This window comes from Rhizobium sp. SJZ105, from assembly GCF_007828365.1.
Classification (GTDB): Bacteria; Pseudomonadota; Alphaproteobacteria; order Rhizobiales; family Rhizobiaceae; genus Agrobacterium; species Agrobacterium tumefaciens.
On record NZ_VIUP01000005.1, the window covers coordinates 59,693 to 76,758 of the forward strand.

Consider the following 17,066-nt stretch of genomic DNA (forward strand, 5'->3'; position numbering starts at 1 on the left):
ATGGGTAGTCAAGCGGGTTAAAAAATTGGAACCTCAAGCCGCTCGCCCAAAAAAGACCCGGCTCCCTATGGAGGGAAACCGGGCCAGCTTGGGAAATCAGAGCCCGTAAACGGATTTGGCCGCTTCGGAGGAAATGCGTCCGTCACGGACGTCGGCTGCAATGGATGCCGGGTCGCGCATGGAGGGCTCGCCATATCCGCCGGCACCGGGCGTTACGATCTCGAGAATGTCACCCTTGAAGATGTCGCCGGCACCATTCACCAGCCGCTCGGGCGCACCGAGAATGGTAAAGGAGCCAAGACCACCTGCAAGGCCACCATCCAGACCCCAGGGGCGCGAGACGAAGCGGGAGCCACCGATGGAGACCCGGCAATCTGCTTCTGCGCGATACACGCGGCGAAGACCCATGCCACCCCTGAACTGTCCGCCACCACCGGAACCGTCGACCAATTCATAGGCAACCAGCGTCAGCGGATATTCGGTTTCAAGCGATTCCAGTGGCAGGTTGGACGTATTTGTCATGTGGACATGCACGCCGTCCAGGCCATCCTTGTTATGTCGCGCCCCGAAACCGCCGCCGATAGTTTCGAGATAGACCCAGAGGCTGCCGTCCGCGCGTGTACCAGAGAAGCTCGCAACCGCGACAGATCCGTTGCAGGCCGCGGTGACGCGGTGCGGAACCACCTTCGCGAGTGCGCCATGGATGAGATCGACCACGCGCTGGCATGCCGCAATGCGGCCATCGACTGCGGCCGGGTGAGCGCAATTGAGCAATGTGCCCTTTTTCGCCGTCACATGGATGGGCCGGGCCAGACCGGCATTCGGCAGGACGGTTGGATCAACAACGGTCTTCACCGCATAATAGACTGTGGAGAGGAGAGCGGTATAGACCACGTTCAGACCCGCGCGAACCTGCGGCGGGCTGACGAAATCAAGATGCATCTCGTCACCCTTGACTGTAATTGTCACCGAAAATTCGAGCTCGTCCCGCAGCGATTCCGCATCGAACATATCCGAAAAGCTGTAGGTGCCATCTGGAATGGAAGCGATGCCGGCGCGCATCTTGCGTTCGGCATAGTCCATCAGTTCGCGACCAGCAGCGAGAACCGTTCCGGTGGAATACTTGTCGCAGAGTTCCTTGAGGCGCGTCACGCCAAGGCGGTTCGCTGCCATCTGGGCGCGCAGGTCCGACATTCGCTCATGCGGCACCTGGCAGTTCAGGAGAAACAGCTTCTGGATGTCTTCCTGAAGAATGCCCTTTCGATAGAGGCGAACCGGGGGAATGCGCAGGCCTTCCTGATATATGTGGGCATGGCCGCGATCTGCGAAGTCGGAATGGTGCGCTGTATTGATCGCCCAGGCGATCAACTTGCCGTCCTGGAAAATCGGCTCCGCCAGAACGATATCCGGCAGATGGGTGCCGCCACCCTCATAGGCGTCGTTGCCGATAAACACGTCGCCGGGCGCAAGACTATCCGCGCCCACATGCTCCAGAATATAGGGAATAAAGCCGATAAACGATCCGAGATGCATCGGGATATGTTCTGCCTGGCAAAGCATTGCCCCCCTGGCGTCGAACAGTGCCGTCGAGCAATCGCGGCGTTCCTTGATATTGGTGGAATAGCTGGCACGAACGAGCGCCTCTCCCATTTCCTCGACGGTGGAGGCAAATGCGCTGCCGATGACCTCGACAGTTATCGGATTGAGTGCTGCAGCAGTGTTCTGTGCGATGGCTGCATTCGTCATCATTTTCCCTCCACGATGAGGTTGAGATAGGCATCGACCGTGGCGACATATCCAGGCGGCAGAACCGTGGTCGAATCCATCTGGTCGATAATGGCAGGACCGGCGACTACGTTACCGGGTTTCAGCAGATCGCGGTTATAGAGCGTCGCCGCAGTAAAACCGCCGGCTTCGGCCATCCAGACATCACGCTTGCCGGAGATCGCAGCAGAGGAATCCTCGCCCTCCATCTCGCGGGCCTTGAACGCTGCTTTTTCGACGACGCCGCTTGCGACCAAACGATAGGTAACAAGCTGCACCGGCTCACCTTCGGCGATGAAGCCATAGAGCTGGCGATGCGCCTGCTCGAAACGCTCCTTGACGAGGCGGAAGGTTTCCTCGGTGATCGGTCCTTCCGGCAAGGCGACTGCGATCTCGTAATTCTGGCCGGCGTAGCGGCAATCGACAGTGCGGGTGACAACGCGGGCGGCTGGTGCGATTTTCTCACGCTCGAACCAGGCATTGGCTTGAGCTGAAAGGCCATCATAAAGCGTGGAGATCGTTCCCGACGCCACCTGGTCGAGGCGATGCAGGACAGTCGCAGAGAAGTCCGTTCTCAGATCCGTCATCAAAAGGCCAAGAGCGCATAAGACGCCCGGCGTCTTCGGCACGACGATGCGCTTCATGCCCAACTCACGGGCCAGACGCACGGCATGCACCGGACCTGCTCCGCCGAAGGCGACCAGCGCATAGTCACGCGGATCATGGCCACGCTGGACCGAAATCACGCGAATGGCCTTGGCCATGTTGGCCGTCACGATGTCGAGAATGCCGTTCGCGGTTTCCAGAACGCCCATATCGAGCTTTTCCGCAAGCCGCTCGACGGCCTTTACCGACAGCGAACGGTCAATCTTCATTCGGCCGTTGAGCAGATATTCCGGGTTCTGTGTCTGAAGTACGACATTGGCGTCAGTGACCGTCGGCTCGTCATTGCCAAGGCCGTAGCAGGCCGGACCAGGATTGGCGCCTGCAGAACGTGGACCGACTTTCAGGTGATTGCCGGAATCGATATAGGCGATCGAGCCACCACCGGCCCCGACCGTGTGTATATCGAGCATCGGAGCCTTGATCGGATAACCGTGGACCACCGACTCGTTCACCACTCGGCACTGACCATCAGCAAGCAGTGCAACGTCAGAGCTGGTACCGCCCATGTCAAACGTGATGAGGTTGTCGATGCCGGTCATCCGACCAACCGCCTGGGCAGCGACAACACCGGTCGAGGGACCGGACAGAACCGTGCGTACCGGCATTTCGGCAGCAGCATCAAAGCCGATAACGCCGCCATTCGACTGGGTGAGCTGCGGCGCAACCGTGATGCCGAGATCGGTGAGCTTGCCGGACAGCGCTTTCACATAACCCTGCATGACGGGGCCAAGATAGGCATTGACGACCGTGGTCGACAATCGCTCGAACTCACGGAATTCCGGCGCGATACGGTGTGACAGCGAATGGAAGGCTTCAGGAAACTCATCTTCCAGAATGCGGGCCGCGATCTTCTCATGCTCGGCGTGCATGAAAGAATACAGAAAATTGACTGCGACCGCCTTTACGCCATCGGCCTTCAGAGCCCGCACCGCTTCGCGCAATGCAGTCTCGTCCAGTGGTGTTTCAACAGTGCCAGTGGCCAAAACACGCTCTTCAATACCGAAGCGCAGGTGACGCTCGACCAGAAGTTCAGGCTTATCTGCCTGGAGATCATAGAGGTCCGGGCGTTTCTGACGGCCGATTTCCAGCAGATCGCGGAAACCACCGGTCGTCAGAAGCCCTGTTTTTGCGCCACGACCCTGAATGAGCGCGTTTGTGGCAACCGTTGTACCGTGACCGACATAAGAAACGTCCTCTGCCTTGATGCCTACGCGCTCGATGCCATCGGCCACACCCTGCGTGATCCCGCGCGAAGGGTCATCCGGTGTCGATGAAACCTTCCAGATCACCACCTCGCCCGTCTCATCCTCAAACAGACAAACGTCGGTAAAAGTACCACCGGAATCCACGCCAATCCGCCATGCCATGGCTCGCTCCTTCTTCTGGATGTCATAAGGCAACGCCTCATCTGGAGGTCGTGCGACACTGCCTTGATTGCATGCGCCGCCCGCTGCGAAAGCCAAGCCTTCGGCCCCGGAGAAACGGCTGCCGGGCAATCCGGGCCAGTTGTTCAGACCCTATGATCGGCTTCATTCCCTTGTCAATCTCAATTCCATTATTACGACCAGAATATTTCTGCTATTCCTATAATTAGATTATAAGCCGAAATTACGCCGGAGGTTGAAAAATTTGCGGTCTTATTCCGTTATTTGACACAAGGATTTCCCAATGAATTAATTAATGGAATTTCGCTTGACACCCGGAAAAGGCTCTCTTTATTGTTTTCGATATCGACGGGACCAGATCACGCCCACCGGGACCGACACTTTTCCGGAAAGGTGGCGCGCCGAAATCGTCCACGCCGGCTGGCAAGCATGTATCAACACATAATGGGGAACTAACCATGATACTCGATCGCCGTACCCTTCTGAAATTGACCGCCGCTTCAGGTGCCGCATTTGCCATCGGAGCGTCCAGATCCTTTGCGCAGGCCTCTTCCGACACATTGCGCATCGGCCTTTCCACCTATCCCGCTCATCTGAAACCGTGGGTGAATATCGGCTATGCCGGCCAACTCGTTTCTTCGCTGATCAACCGTTTCCTCATGGCCTACACGCCAGAAGGCAAACTTGTGGGTGAACTGGCCGAAAGCTTCGACCGAGACGGCGACCGCGCCTGGGTGATCAAGCTGAAGGATGTTAAATTCTCCGACGGCCAGCCCGTCACCTCGGCCGACATCGAATGGAATATCGAGAAGATCAAGGCGGAGGGCTCCGGTGCCTATACCCGTGATGCGATGCTCGAAGTCGAAAAGGTCGAGATTGTCGATGACCGCACCTTCAAGCTCCTGACGAAATCACCGAACGCGGCGCTGCCGGCGCTCTTCGCCAACCCCTTCCTGCAGATTATCGCCAAGGGTTCGACCGACAAACAGGACCATGGCATAGGCGCGGGCCCGTTCACGCTGGCCAATGCAGAAAAGGGCGTAGGCCTCGATTTCGAAGCCTCCCCGCATTATTTCAAGGACGGCTTGCCGCATTTCAAGAAGGTTCGTGTCACCGCCTACGCCGACGAAAACCTACGTGTTGCAGCGATCACTGCGGGCGATGTCGATGTGATCGATTACGTTCCGTGGAGCGCAATGGACCAGCTCGACAAGGACGCCAGTGTTGCGCTTGAGACAGCTGCCACAGGCGCTTTCATGTTCCTGTCGTTCAACGGAGCTGGTGCGTTCAAGGACCAGCGCCTGCGGCGCGCCGTTTCCCTCGCCATTCGCCGCGAAGAGATCGTCAAGGGCGTGTTCTTCGGTCGTGGCGCAGTGCTCGAAGGCGTGCCGCGCTCGTCCGCGACGCCGTTCTACAACGCCGAACTCGCCAAGGGGCAGAGCTACGACCCCGACCGCGCCAAGGCGCTGATTAAGGAGGCCGGTGCAGAAGGTGTGACCGTCAATTTGCTCTCGACCGCGCAGTACGGCATGCACCGCGATACCGCCGTCATCGTCCAGGGCCATCTGGCTGAAGTCGGCATCAACGTGACACTGACGATGCCCGACTGGTCCACCCGCGTTACCATGGGTAACCGTGGCCAGGGCGATTTCGCCATTCAGGGTCTCGGCCTCGACACCTTCGATCCGGATGCGACAAGCGCCCTTATTGACCCGACGCTGTCGCCGACCTTCTTCCGCTCACGCAATTTCGAGGTTCCAGGCCTGACCGAGCTGCTCGCCAAGGGCCGTGCGGAGTTCGACCTGGAAAAGCGCAAGGCGATATATGCCGAAGTCGACAAGCTCGTCATCGAATACACGCCTTTTTGCGGTCTTTCCTACCGCGCCACCGGCTTTGCCCACCTGAAGCGCGTCAACAATTTCCATATGCTTCCGGACCAGATTTCTCCCTTCTCCGGTCGCCTTTTCGACGAGCTTTCGCTGTCGTAACATCTGGAATTAGCCCGGTCGGCACTCGCCTGTCCGGGCACCCGTTTCTCATCTTCCGTGCGGAAGAGGCCTGAAAGGCTAGTATTTTCAGGCTGACGTTGCATGGCTGACTGCCGGAGGGTCTTCATGTTCTGGTTCCTGCAGCGAATTGCCATTTCTCTGGCACTGCTCTGGGTCGTTACCAGCCTCGTCTTTCTTTCCATTTATATGGTGCCAGGCGATCCGGCTGAACTGCTGCTTTCAGGAGAAGGTTCGACGCCCGACGCGGCTTCGGTTGCGCAGTTGCGCAACGATCTGGGCCTCGACCGGCCGATACTGACGCAATATGTCGATCGGATGTCCGGCCTCATTCGCTTTGATCTCGGCAACTCGATGATCGACGGTTCACCGGTCGCACCCGAAATTGCCAAACGCCTGCCGCGTACACTTGAGCTGATCGCAGCCGCCGCGATCCTCAGTTTGATCATCGGCTTACCGGTCGGCGTTGTCGCAGCCTTGCGACAGGGCGGCAGTTTCGATCGCGTCTCGAATTTTCTTGCCGGTTTTGCCCAGGGCATCCCGGTTTTCGTCGCCGGTACATTGATAATTCTGGTCTTTGCCCAGATGTGGAAGCTGGTGCCAGCCGGTGGATATGTCAATATTTCAGACGACCCCGGCAAGCATCTGATCCTGCTGGCAATGCCCGCCTTCGCCATAGCGCTCGGTCTTGCGGCGATCGTCGTGCGCATCGCGCGTGCCTCAGTGCTCGATGTTCTGCCGCTGGATTATGTCCGAACCGCACGCGCCAAGGGGCTGCCGCAACGGCGCATCATTGCCCGCCACGTGCTGCGCAACGCGCTGATGCCGGTCATCACGGTCTTCGCGCTCAATCTTGGCGGCCTGTTCGGCGGCACGGTGCTGGTGGAATACGTCTTCAACTGGCCGGGTCTCTCCGGCATGCTGGTCAGCGCCGTCAATTCACGCGACTACCCCACAGTTACCGCGGTCATCCTGGTCATTTCGGCCCTGTTCATCACGCTCAACCTCATCGTCGATATTGTCTACGGTGTCACCGATCCGAGGATTCGCAAATGACGCGCTCGCTTCGTCTCGTCTGGCCGCTGCTGCTCGCTCTCATCGCACTGATATGCCTGCTTGCTCCAGTACTGCCCCTGTCAGATCCTCTGAAGATGACCATGGGTCAGCGGTTCGCCGGGCCTTCTTCAGCTTTCCCGCTCGGGCAGGATGAAATGGGCCGCGACATTCTCTCCCGTTTGGTCTTCGGCATCCGTATCTCGCTGTTTATCGCCCTCTCGACCTCCATCCTTTCGGGCGTCATCGGTACCGCATTCGGCATTATCGGCGGTTACATGCGAGGTTTTCCGGAAATCCTGACGCTCAGGGCCATGGATGTCGTGCTCTGTTTCCCCCCGCTGCTCCTCGCCATGCTCGCCGTAACCCTTTATGGGCCAGGCCCCATGACACTGATCCCCGTGCTTGCCGCAGTGTTCGTTCCCGGCTTCACCCGCATCGCCTATGCCAGCGTGCTTACCGTTCGCTCGCAGGATTATGTCGAGGCGGTACAGGCCATGGGTGCCAGTAACATCCGCATCATGTTGAAAACCATTTTGCCCAACATCATGGGACCTCTTCTGGTTCAGGCCAGCTTCGTCACGGCGGCGGCGGTTGTGCTTGAATCGGGCCTGTCCTTCCTTGGTCTCGGCGTCGTCCCTCCCTCGCCCTCACTCGGGCTGATGATCGGAACCGGCCGGGCGGCCATCGCTCATCAGCCCATGCTGCTTGTCTGGCCCTGTCTGGCGCTGGTCGTGATGATCCTCGTGCTCAACGGGGTCTGCGATCTGCTGCGCGACTGGCTCGACCCGCGTTCGGCGGCAGGAGCCGTCCTTGCGGGCGGCGGCAAGAGCGGCGTATGAAACAGGAAAAAGTGACAATGACCGAAACCACGCCTCATCCTGTCCTCTCCATCCGCAATCTCAAGGTCTCATTCCTGCGCGACGGCACGTTCAACCCGGTTGTTCGCGAGCTGAACCTAGACATCCGTGCCGGGGAAACACTTGCGATTGTTGGAGAAAGCGGTTCCGGCAAGAGTGTTACGGCACTGTCCGTGATGCAGCTTCTGCCGGAAAAGACGAGCCGCATCGAAGGCTCGATCAAGCTCGACGACGAAGAACTGATCGGCGCTTCCCCTGCTCGCATGCGTGAAATCCGTGGCAACCGGGTGGCGATGATCTTCCAGGAACCGATGACGAGCCTCAATCCGGTACTGACCGTCGGGGAACAGATCGCGGAAGCCCTCATTGCCCATAACGGTATTTCGAAAAGCGTGGCACGGACGGAAACTTTGAAACTGATGGAGAAAGTGCGGATTCCCTCCTCTGCCAAACGTATCGACGATTACCCGCACCAGTTTTCCGGAGGCATGCGCCAGCGCGTGATGATTGCGATAGCACTTGCCTGTCGCCCCGCCCTTCTGATTGCCGACGAACCGACCACGGCGCTCGACGTCACCATTCAGGCGCAGATCCTCGACCTCATCAAAACCCTGCAGGAAGAGGAAGGCACCGCTGTGCTTTTCATCACCCATGACATGGGTGTCGTCGCTGAAATCGCCGACCGTACGCTGGTGATGTATCGCGGCGACCAGATTGAGACCGGCACGACACCAGAAGTCTTTGCCAGCCCGCAAAAGCCCTATACGCGCGCCCTGCTTTCCGCGGTGCCGCAACTCGGTTCGGCCGGCGAAGATGGCCCCAGTCCTTTCCCGATTATCGACATGGAAACAGGACAGGCACTGCCACAGAAGAAGCGGCCCAATACCATCGACGCGGCGAGCGGCAAGCTTCTCGAGGTCAGGAACCTGTCGGCGCGGTTCGAGATGCGATCCGCCTTCACCCGGATGGTGCACTCGCGCGTGCATGCGGTCGAAAATGTCAGCTTTTCGCTGTCGCGAGGTGAAACACTTGCGCTGGTAGGTGAATCGGGCTGCGGAAAATCGACCACTGGCCGCTTGCTGGCCGGGCTTAACCGGCCGCATTCCGGCTCAATCCATATCCACGGCGCGGATGTTGGCTCCTTCACCAGATCGGACCTGTCCCGTCAAGTTCAGATGATTTTTCAGGACCCGTTCGCCAGCCTCAATCCCCGCCTAACGGTTGAAAACGCCATCGCGGAGCCTCTCTTGATCCATGGGTTGGAAACGCCCCGCAATGCCCGAAAGCTTGCGCGTGATCTGCTTGGCGAAGTCGGTCTGGCTGGGGCGATGGCGAGCCGTTATCCGCATGAGTTTTCCGGAGGGCAACGCCAGCGCATTTGCATCGCAAGAGCGCTGGCGCTCCAACCCGAACTCATCATTGCCGATGAGGCGGTTTCGGCACTCGACGTTTCAGTCAAGGCTCAGGTGGTAAACTTGTTACTGGACCTTCAGGAGCGACTGAAACTCGGCCTGCTGTTCATTTCCCACGATATGTCAGTTGTCGAGCGCATGAGCCATCGCGTAGCTGTAATGTATCTCGGCGAAATCGTTGAGACCGGACCGCGCGAAGCTGTTTTCTCCAATCCGCAACATCCCTATACCCGGCGCTTGCTATCGGCCGTGCCGCTGCCAGATCCCTCACGCAGGAATATGCGGCGCAAATTCGCTGATACAGAGTTGCGCAGCCCAATCCGGCCGAAAACCTTCACGCCGCCAAACCGCGAATATCGCGAAGTTACACCCGGCCACATGGTTCAGGTGTGGAATGAGGAGTGGGCCTGATCTGGCCCTGGGCGTCCGTATCAGCCTGGACGGCCTGACGGGAAACCTGGACGTTTCCGAGCCGTAAGATGTCTGCGGGATGACCGGCGCGGCAAGTATCAGCCCGCCTGTAGCACGTCTCGCAGAAGCGGGACCGCGCACCGGGCGCCCTCTCTTGATCTTTAAAAATCTTACCGCAAATTCTCCAGCGAGCGGTGCAGTCGCCCGAAACGCTCCAGACGGAACGGCGCCGGATCGACGCATGGCTTTGAGCCTGTCACCAGATCAGCCGTGAGCGCTCCGGCACCGGGGCCGATACCGAACCCATGGCCGGAAAATCCGACGGCCAGATAAAGGCCGGGAATGGCACTTGCAGCAGAGATCACCGGAACGGCATCCGGCGTGACATCCATGAGGCCGCCCCAGGTAGCCGTGATGCGGGCATTTGCAAATGCCGGGAAGGACTTAGACAACTTGTCGATACCTTGGGAAATGAGCTTCGATGACGGAACGGGATCGAGAATGCGGATCTGCTCGAACGGCGTCACAGCGTCACTTTTCCATTGGCGGGGCATCGCCATTTCCCGCAGGAACTGCCCGCCTGTCCGAAAGCGTAATGCCCGCCAGTTTTTAACGAGCGACGGCAGGTAGTCGGCGAACAGACGGAAGCTATCCGGAGTGACGGGCGCGATATCCGCGTTGCGCTGCGCTACCGTAAAGCCGCCATCATGACGGCGACGGAAGGCGAAATCGTTACCGCCCACCGGCATATCCGTCATGCCATCAACACCCGACAGACGCGCGACGCTGCCCAGGATTTTGAGGATCGGAATATCAATTCCCATATTGCCCGCAAAAAGCCTGGACCACGCGCCACCCGCCAGCACGACGGAAGAGCAGCGGATTTCGCCATGTTCCGTCACCACACTGCTTACCTTCCCGGCGGAGCGTTCGATTGACCGGACCGCACAGCCCGTGAGGATATGGGCACCCTTTGCGGCAGCACCGCGTGCCATGGCGGGAACCGCCATGAACGGTTCGGCCTTGCAATCGCTCGGAGTGTGCATCACGGCCTTGAACTGCCTGCCCATGCCCGGCACCAGCGCGTGCATTGCCTCACCGCGCACAATGCGCGAGTCGAGACCCACTGCGGCGGCATGTTGGAGCCACTCCTCGTAAAAGGCGACGTCAGCGTCCGTCTCGCACAGATAGGCAATGCCGCACTGGCGCAACCCGGTTTCGGCGCCGACCCGCTCGTTCATGCCTCTCCAGAGCCTCAAGCTTTCCATGGAAAGCGGCAACTCGGCCGGATCACGCCCCATCTGGCGCACCCAGCCCCAGTTCCGGGACGATTGCTCACCAGCGATCAGCCCCTTTTCACAGACGGCAACGCTGATGCCACGCTCGACCAGAGACAACGCTGTCGATACGCCAATGATGCCGCCACCGATAACCACGACATCCACGTGCGCAGGCAGGGTCTTCGACGGCAAGACGGCATCAGGAATTATTCTGGACATTTTTTTAGCGCCTGTTGAGGGTGGACGTGCGGTTGCGGAAGCTGGCGATCCGTTGCTCGGTCCGGTCCGGGTCTGCGAATGCTGCAACATCGGAAAAAAGCAGGTCGGCCTCCGCTCGCGTCATCAGTCCGCAAGCCACGGAAGCCTCCCGGACTGAAAGGCCGTTGGTGGCCGCATGCTTGGCGACGGCAGATGCCGCCGGATAGCCGTAGATCGCCACCAGTGCTGTCGACAGGGCGAGCGATCCGGATGCATCGCTGAGGCCGCGCTCCGTATTGACGATTATCCCCGAGATACAATGGGAGACAAAAAGCGGGATCGCGCGTCGCATCAAACGGATGCTTTCGCTGATGGCTTCGAGAATGATCGATTCCCATACGTTGAGGTCAAGTTCACCCTCGGCGGCGCGGGTGACTGTGGCATCATTACCGATCACACGGAAGGAGACCTGCATCATCATTTCAGGCATAACCGGATTGACTTTGCCCGGCATGATCGACGAACCCGGCTGCACCGCCGGAAGGGTGACCTCGGCAAGCCCCGCCCGCGGTCCTGATGACATCAGGCGCAGATCGGCCGCAAATTTCGACAGGGTCAGGGCGATTGCTTTCAATGCGGCTGAAATCCTCACCCAATCGTCGGCATTTTGCAGCGCGTCGAAAAAATTCTCCTCCGGCTGATAAGATTTGCCGGTCAGTGCCTGCAATTCTTCGAAGACGAAGCGGCGATAGGCTTGCGAGGCGCCAAAGGCAGTGCCGACGGCAGTGGCGCCAAGCGGCAGCCGCAGACAAACGTCTTCCAGACCAGACATCCCCACCATCTGTCGCTCAAAGGCGGCTGAATAACCTGAAAACTGCTGACCGAAAGTGACAGGGAGCGCATCCTGCAAGCAGGTTCGACCAAGCTTGACCACGTCGCGAAAGGCATTCTCCTTGACCCGAAGAGCATCGACGAGAGAGCCCAGACCTGCGCGGAGGCCAGCCAGTTCACCCCCAACCGCCATTTTCATTGCCGAGGGAATGACATCGTTAGTGGATTGCGCCATGTTGACATGGGTATTGGCATGAACGGGATCCTGTCCCTTCCTGCCGGTCAGAATTTCACTTGCCCTGTTGGCCAGGACTTCGTTGACATTCATATTGGCCGCAGTACCGCCGCCGCCATGATAGATATCGACAGGAAAATCCTGCCTGCCTGGCATTACGGCGTGTTCGCTCGCAGCCATTTCGATTGCCCCGGCGATCTGCGGATCAAGGTCGCCGGCCCTGCAATTGGCCCGTGCGGCAGCCTGCTTTATGGCAATAATCGCCGGGATGAAGCCTTCGATATCGGCGATCGTCCGGCCGGAAATCGAGAAATTCTCGACCGCGCGCGCCGTCTGGATGCCATAGGCCAGGGCGGCCGGCATCAGCCGCGTTCCGAGCGCATCTTCTTCCAGGCGCATTTCCGCTTGCCCTTCATCCATCTCAACGCCCCGGCCGGTCGAGGAAATCGCGCAGACGATACCATCCGGTAAAGGCAGGCAGGAACCATGGCTTGCCGGAATAGAAAGGAACGGCGGTGAATTTTTGCCGGTCGAACGCCGATTTGGCGTTTTGCTCGCCCAGGATCTTTCGTGCCGTCTGATAACCGAGATAGGTCATCAGCGCGACACCGTTGCCATTGCATCCCACCGCAAAATTCGCCCCATCGCGCTCACCGATATGAGCGAGCTTGTCAACCGTCATGGCGACACTTCCGACCCAGGAATGGGTGATCTTGACGCCAGCGAGCTGGGGCCAAACAGCCAGCATCCTGGCATAGATGTGCTTTGCGGCGCGCCTTTCCGACATTTCGAACACTCCCGGGCGCGAACCGAACAGCAGCCGCGTCCCGTCCGTCGATGGTCGGCTGAAGATGAGATCCCGGCGGGTGTCCGAAATCATGCGGCCCTGCGGGATAAGCTCAGCCATCAGATCGGCCGGCAACGGCTCGGTAGCGATCTGATAGCTCTTTACGGGCACGAGCCGGCGCGCCAATTCCGGCGTCGCATCATCCGCCGTATAGCCATTGGTCGCGACGATCACATCCTTCGTGCGGATCGTCCCACGCGCCGTTGGCACAATCTTATCGCGGTTTGGCCCGTCCTCAACGACGCCAGCACGGGCGTGGGAACGCAGCATGACACCGGCAGCCTTGGCCCGCCCGCGCAGCGCCTTGTGGTAAAGTCCCGGATGCAGGCCGCCATAGTCATCTATCAGCATACCCCCGTGATAATAATCCGAACCGATGGCCGCGCGCTGCTGATCTCGATCAAGGAAGCTGACCTTCACGCCAGTCTTTTCGGCAAGCAGAGCGCCGTGGCGCTTCAGCGTCACGTAGTCTGTTGCGGTGTGGGCGCCAAAGAAGCGACCAGTCAGCTTCAGCCCGGCATCGAGCTTCTCCGTGTCGATTAACATTTTCAGATATTCGAAGCTTTCGTTACTTTCGCCGATAAGCCGGTTGATCAACTCCGGGTCAATTCCCTTGATCGCGCCGCCAACGACGAGCTTCTGGCCGCTGGACACCATTCCGCCGGACCTCGTCGAGCAGCCGGAACCGAGCCGATCACTGTCCAGCACGACAACGGAGCGTCCGGCACGCGCGAGGTGGGTTGCGGCAGCAAGACCGGCATAGCCGGAGCCGACCACCACGACGTCGGCATACTCGGGAACGGGTTCGAGATTCGTCTCCGGCTCGGCCTCCTCCCACCAATAGGGAGCTTCCTTGAAATCGGCGGCGTAGATATCGTCAAACTTACGCATTGCATACCGGGCCGCTGAGGCCCGCCTTTCAGGAGTTTTGGGCAATCACAGAACCTGGCCAAGAAACTCGCGTGTGCGCGGATCTTTTGGATGGTCGAACAGCTCGACGGGTGGGGCACTTTCAACAATCAACCCCCGGTCGGTGAAGCAGACGCGGTGTGAAACCTCACGCGCGAATTTCATTTCGTGGGTGACGAGGACACAGGTCAGCCCTTCCTCAACAAGCTCGCGGATCGTAACGAGAACCTCCTTGACCGTTTCTGGGTCCAGGGCGGCAGTCACCTCATCGAAAAGAATGACTTCCGGCTGCATGGCAAGTGCGCGGGCAATAGCCACGCGTTGCTGCTGGCCGCCGGAAAGCTGGCCAGGATAGCTGTCGGCCTTTTCCGACAGGCGCACCTTGGCGAGAAGCTTCCGGGCGCGATCCGCGACCTCTGCCTTGTCATGGCCGAGCACTTGGATCGGCGCCATCATGATGTTTTCCAGGGCGGTGCGATGCGGAAAGAGATTGTACTGCTGGAACACCATCGCCACCTGGTGGCGCAATGGCCGCATTGCCTTCTCGGTGCGCATCTCGTGCACCTTGTGATTTCCCACCCGGATAAAACCCTCATTGACCGGAATCAGGCCGTTGATGCAGCGCAAAATGGTCGACTTTCCGGAACCGGACGGTCCGATGATGCAGACAGCCTCCCCCTTGCCGACGCTGAGGGAAATTCCTTTCAGGACCTCGAACGTGCCGAAAGATTTCCGGATGCCATCGATCTCGATCAGGGCGTTGGAGCGGTTCATAGATTGTCTCCTTTAACCGCATGCTCCAGGCGCCGCGCGAAGATCGCGATCGGGTAGCAATACGCAAAAAACAGGAAGAGGATGGTCAGATAAAAATAGACGAGCGCCCGTTCGCTCTCCATCGCCAGTGAGGTGTTGAGGATGGTCAAAACGTCCTGAATACCCGTGACCGTGGCAAGCGCAGTTGCAATCATCAGCAGGGCATAGAGGTTCATCCAGCCAGGTATCATCCGGCGCAAGGCCTGGGGAAGGATGACGTAACGATAGATCTGCAGCTGGGTGTAACCGAGCGAACGGGACGCCTCCCATTGACCGCTATGGATCGACTGCACTGCGCCGCGAATGACTTCGGAGAAGTTTGCCGCCGTCGGTAACGCCAGCCCGATGACCGCCTTTACGAAAGGCGGGAAAGGAACGACGAAGCCGAATATCTTCATCTCGAAAGGAAGAATGTAAAGCATCGCGAAAAGCAGGACGAGCCAAGGCGAGTTTCGCAGGAAATTCATGACGAAAAATGCCGGCAGGCGAATGAAGGGCGATTTTGCGAGCGTCGCAAGACCCATCACTGTGCCAAGGGTAGTCGCCACCGCCATGGAGGCAATCGACAGCAGGATGTTGAGGATGAAGCCGCCGCTTATCGGCCAGCCGGAGCCGGAGCCTGTCAGGAGCAGTGGCAGGCGCACGGCGACGCGGTTCCAGTGTTGCGCGCCGCCGGCGAGTGCATCGATCGCAATCCAGATTGCCACCGCAAGCGCGATGAAAAGCAGGACGGCGCGTTTCTTGTTTTCGTAAGTCATGGTGGAGGCCATGGTCAGTGTCCCTTTCCATAACCGGGGAAAGCCATCCAGGCTTCGAGCCTGGACATTGCAAATGTCAGGATGGATACGAGCCCCACATAGATGACGAGCACGAGGATCATGACCTCGAGTGTGCGAAAGGTGTCGTTGTAGATCTGGCCGGCGTAGTACATCAGTTCCGGCACCGTAATGACCGAAGCCTGAGAGGTTGTTTTGAACAGGTTGGTGAGAATGTTGGTAATCGCCGGCAGGCTGATGCGCACAGCGATCGGCGCCTCAACTTTCCAGAAACGCGACCACCGGCTGTATCCGAGCGACCGGGCCGCTTCTATGATCGACCGCGGCATGGTTTCGATACCGGACCTGAAAGCCTCGATCGCCAGCGCTCCGCCGAACAGGCTGAGCGAAATCGAGGCGCAGGCGAATGCACTCAGTAGCGGCATCTGCAGACCGGTGGAGGGATCGGTGACTTTCAACCCCAGTGTCGACAGCGTGAAATAGGCAAAAAGCATCTGCAGCAGTGGCGGCGTGTTGCGGAACACCTCCACGAACAGCTCGATGATGGCATCCAGCCAGAAAATCCGCAAAGTCAGCGCAAGCGCACCGAGAAGGCCGATGATGATCGCGGCACTGGATGACAGTGCCGCAAGCTTGAGTGTGTTGAGGACCCCGGTGAGCAGCCATTGCTGATAGGCTGGATCCGTAAGCCAGGAATAATCAAGACCGAACAATAGCTGCTCCAGACCCTATCAGTTCAGTTTTGCTTTGGCAGCCTTGGCGCGCTCGGCAATGTAATCGGCGTGGGGAATATTGAACTCGGTTTCCCAGGCGATCATCTTGCCTTCGGCTTCCGCCTTGGTGATGGCCTTGTCCACAGCCTCCTGGAACGCCTTGTCGCCTTCGCGGATACCACCTGCCATCGGCAGATACTCATAGGTGGGGACGGCGACCTTGTAGCCCTTCCAGTCCGCTTCCTGAACCTTGAGGTCAAGGGTCATCTGGTCGAAGACAAAACCTACGCAACGATTGTCGCGCAAAGCGCGCATGGCCTCCGGTTGGGTCTTGAAGGCAACGAGCTGGATTCCGAATTCCTCGGTCATCTTCTTGTTATAATAGGATCCCTGAATGCCGCAGACTGGCTTACCCTTCAGTTCCTCCCATTTGCTGGTGGTCGCTTCTTTGGCCATCATGACGGCCGGGCCTGGCGACGATACGTAAGCGGTGGTGAAATCGATGACCTTGTCGCGCTCCGGCGTGACGCCAAGCGTCGCGAAAATCGCATCGATACGACCAGCGGTCAGGAACTCGATACGATTGGCGGCAACGACCGGCACAAATTCGATCTTGTCTGAAGACCCCAGAAGTTCCTTGGCGACGTATTTCGCCAGTTCGACTTCGAAGCCGATGATCTCACCCTTGTCGTTGAGATACCCATAAGGTGGATAATCGTTCTTGACGCCGACGATCAGCTTGTCGCGGGCCTTGACGTCATCAAGCGTACCGGCGAGCGCGGCACTGGCCGCCAGCATGCCCAAGGCCGCCAGGGCGGTAGTTGCGAGAATGTTTGCTGCTTTTTTCTTCATTTTGTTCCCCTGTTTGTTCAAGCGGGTCTGGCGTTCTCGAAACCCGCAGGTCGTC

General features: G+C 58.9%; 13 protein-coding genes and 2 pseudogenes. 5 read left to right on the forward strand and 10 right to left on the reverse strand.

Features of this window, described 5'->3' with window-relative positions; all coding sequences use genetic code 11:
• Nucleotides 1–96 precede the first annotated feature (96 nt).
• Nucleotides 97–1,749, reverse strand: a complete 1,653-nt coding sequence (locus tag FB593_RS16890) for a hydantoinase B/oxoprolinase family protein (RefSeq protein WP_233283667.1) — start codon at nt 1,747–1,749, stop codon at nt 97–99.
• The gene (locus tag FB593_RS16895; RefSeq protein ID WP_112948814.1) at nt 1,746–3,797 is read right to left on the reverse strand and encodes a hydantoinase/oxoprolinase family protein; all 2,052 of its coding nucleotides are present in this window, start codon (nt 3,795–3,797) and stop codon (nt 1,746–1,748) included. The genes FB593_RS16890 and FB593_RS16895 overlap by 4 nt, the downstream gene beginning before the upstream one ends.
• 476 nt (nt 3,798–4,273) lie before the next feature.
• Between FB593_RS16895 and FB593_RS16900 the strand changes: the two genes are divergently transcribed.
• The 4 genes and pseudogenes from FB593_RS16900 to FB593_RS28070 all read left to right on the forward strand — a co-directional run.
• Nucleotides 4,274–5,803, forward strand: a complete 1,530-nt coding sequence (locus FB593_RS16900) for an ABC transporter substrate-binding protein (RefSeq protein ID WP_145166783.1) — start codon at nt 4,274–4,276, stop codon at nt 5,801–5,803.
• A gap of 126 nt (nt 5,804–5,929) precedes the next feature.
• Entirely contained in the window at nt 5,930–6,877 is a 948-nt protein-coding gene (locus tag FB593_RS16905; protein ID WP_013761253.1) for an ABC transporter permease, read from the forward strand.
• Entirely contained in the window at nt 6,874–7,716 is an 843-nt protein-coding gene (locus tag FB593_RS16910) for an ABC transporter permease (RefSeq protein WP_035199211.1), read from the forward strand. Before FB593_RS16905 ends, FB593_RS16910 begins: the two co-directional genes overlap by 4 nt.
• Nucleotides 7,717–7,733: 17 nt before the next feature.
• Nucleotides 7,734–8,528: pseudogene (locus FB593_RS28070) on the forward strand (ATP-binding cassette domain-containing protein); the annotation flags it as partial.
• Here FB593_RS28070 and FB593_RS28075 read toward each other — a convergent pair.
• A complete protein-coding gene (locus tag FB593_RS28075) occupies nt 8,495–8,623 on the reverse strand; it encodes a hypothetical protein (protein ID WP_414896264.1) in 129 nt (42 codons plus the stop codon). The pseudogene FB593_RS28070 and the gene FB593_RS28075 sit on opposite strands and share 34 nt — an antisense overlap.
• Nucleotides 8,624–8,642: 19 nt before the next feature.
• Here FB593_RS28075 and FB593_RS28080 point away from each other — a divergent pair.
• Nucleotides 8,643–9,557, forward strand: a pseudogene (locus FB593_RS28080) (ABC transporter ATP-binding protein); the annotation flags it as partial.
• 170 nt (nt 9,558–9,727) lie between these two features.
• Here the strand turns inward: FB593_RS28080 and FB593_RS16920 are convergent.
• The 7 genes from FB593_RS16920 to FB593_RS16950 are packed head-to-tail and all read right to left on the reverse strand — an operon-like array spanning nt 9,728 to nt 17,011.
• The gene (locus FB593_RS16920) at nt 9,728–11,056 is read right to left on the reverse strand and encodes an NAD(P)/FAD-dependent oxidoreductase (protein WP_112360976.1); all 1,329 of its coding nucleotides are present in this window, start codon (nt 11,054–11,056) and stop codon (nt 9,728–9,730) included.
• A 4-nt stretch (nt 11,057–11,060) separates the two neighbouring features.
• Nucleotides 11,061–12,521 (reverse strand): lyase family protein, encoded by a 1,461-nt coding sequence (locus FB593_RS16925; RefSeq protein WP_112360977.1) that lies wholly within the window; start codon nt 12,519–12,521, stop codon nt 11,061–11,063.
• A gap of 1 nt (nt 12,522) precedes the next feature.
• Nucleotides 12,523–13,839 (reverse strand): NAD(P)/FAD-dependent oxidoreductase, encoded by a 1,317-nt coding sequence (locus tag FB593_RS16930; protein WP_013761258.1) that lies wholly within the window; start codon nt 13,837–13,839, stop codon nt 12,523–12,525.
• A 45-nt stretch (nt 13,840–13,884) separates the two neighbouring features.
• A complete protein-coding gene (locus tag FB593_RS16935) occupies nt 13,885–14,631 on the reverse strand; it encodes an amino acid ABC transporter ATP-binding protein (RefSeq protein WP_013761259.1) in 747 nt (248 codons plus the stop codon).
• Nucleotides 14,628–15,440 carry an amino acid ABC transporter permease gene (locus tag FB593_RS16940; protein ID WP_112222085.1) on the reverse strand — a complete coding sequence of 271 codons (813 nt, stop codon included), beginning with the start codon at nt 15,438–15,440 and terminating at the stop codon, nt 14,628–14,630. The genes FB593_RS16935 and FB593_RS16940 overlap by 4 nt, the downstream gene beginning before the upstream one ends.
• A gap of 2 nt (nt 15,441–15,442) precedes the next feature.
• Nucleotides 15,443–16,159 carry an amino acid ABC transporter permease gene (locus FB593_RS16945; protein WP_003517557.1) on the reverse strand — a complete coding sequence of 239 codons (717 nt, stop codon included), beginning with the start codon at nt 16,157–16,159 and terminating at the stop codon, nt 15,443–15,445.
• An 18-nt stretch (nt 16,160–16,177) separates the two neighbouring features.
• The gene (locus tag FB593_RS16950) at nt 16,178–17,011 is read right to left on the reverse strand and encodes a transporter substrate-binding domain-containing protein (protein WP_013761261.1); all 834 of its coding nucleotides are present in this window, start codon (nt 17,009–17,011) and stop codon (nt 16,178–16,180) included.
• Between the last annotated feature and the right edge of the window lie 55 nt (nt 17,012–17,066).

What these genes read in the sequence shown, in the direction of transcription:
- FB593_RS16940 (WP_112222085.1), bottom strand. Translation starts at nt 15,440, where the DNA reads ATGGCCTCCACCATGACTTACGAAAACAAGAAACGCGCCGTCCTGCTT.
- FB593_RS16935 (WP_013761259.1), bottom strand. Translation starts at nt 14,631, where the DNA reads ATGAACCGCTCCAACGCCCTGATCGAGATCGATGGCATCCGGAAATCT.
- FB593_RS28075 (WP_414896264.1), bottom strand. Translation starts at nt 8,623, where the DNA reads ATGGTATTGGGCCGCTTCTTCTGTGGCAGTGCCTGTCCTGTTTCCATG.
- FB593_RS16900 (WP_145166783.1), top strand. Translation starts at nt 4,274, where the DNA reads ATGATACTCGATCGCCGTACCCTTCTGAAATTGACCGCCGCTTCAGGT.
- FB593_RS16950 (WP_013761261.1), bottom strand. Translation starts at nt 17,011, where the DNA reads ATGAAGAAAAAAGCAGCAAACATTCTCGCAACTACCGCCCTGGCGGCC.
- FB593_RS16890 (WP_233283667.1), bottom strand. Translation starts at nt 1,749, where the DNA reads ATGATGACGAATGCAGCCATCGCACAGAACACTGCTGCAGCACTCAAT.
- FB593_RS16905 (WP_013761253.1), top strand. Translation starts at nt 5,930, where the DNA reads ATGTTCTGGTTCCTGCAGCGAATTGCCATTTCTCTGGCACTGCTCTGG.
- FB593_RS16920 (WP_112360976.1), bottom strand. Translation starts at nt 11,056, where the DNA reads ATGTCCAGAATAATTCCTGATGCCGTCTTGCCGTCGAAGACCCTGCCT.
- FB593_RS16925 (WP_112360977.1), bottom strand. Translation starts at nt 12,521, where the DNA reads ATGGATGAAGGGCAAGCGGAAATGCGCCTGGAAGAAGATGCGCTCGGA.
- FB593_RS16910 (WP_035199211.1), top strand. Translation starts at nt 6,874, where the DNA reads ATGACGCGCTCGCTTCGTCTCGTCTGGCCGCTGCTGCTCGCTCTCATC.
- FB593_RS16895 (WP_112948814.1), bottom strand. Translation starts at nt 3,797, where the DNA reads ATGGCATGGCGGATTGGCGTGGATTCCGGTGGTACTTTTACCGACGTT.
- FB593_RS16930 (WP_013761258.1), bottom strand. Translation starts at nt 13,839, where the DNA reads ATGCGTAAGTTTGACGATATCTACGCCGCCGATTTCAAGGAAGCTCCC.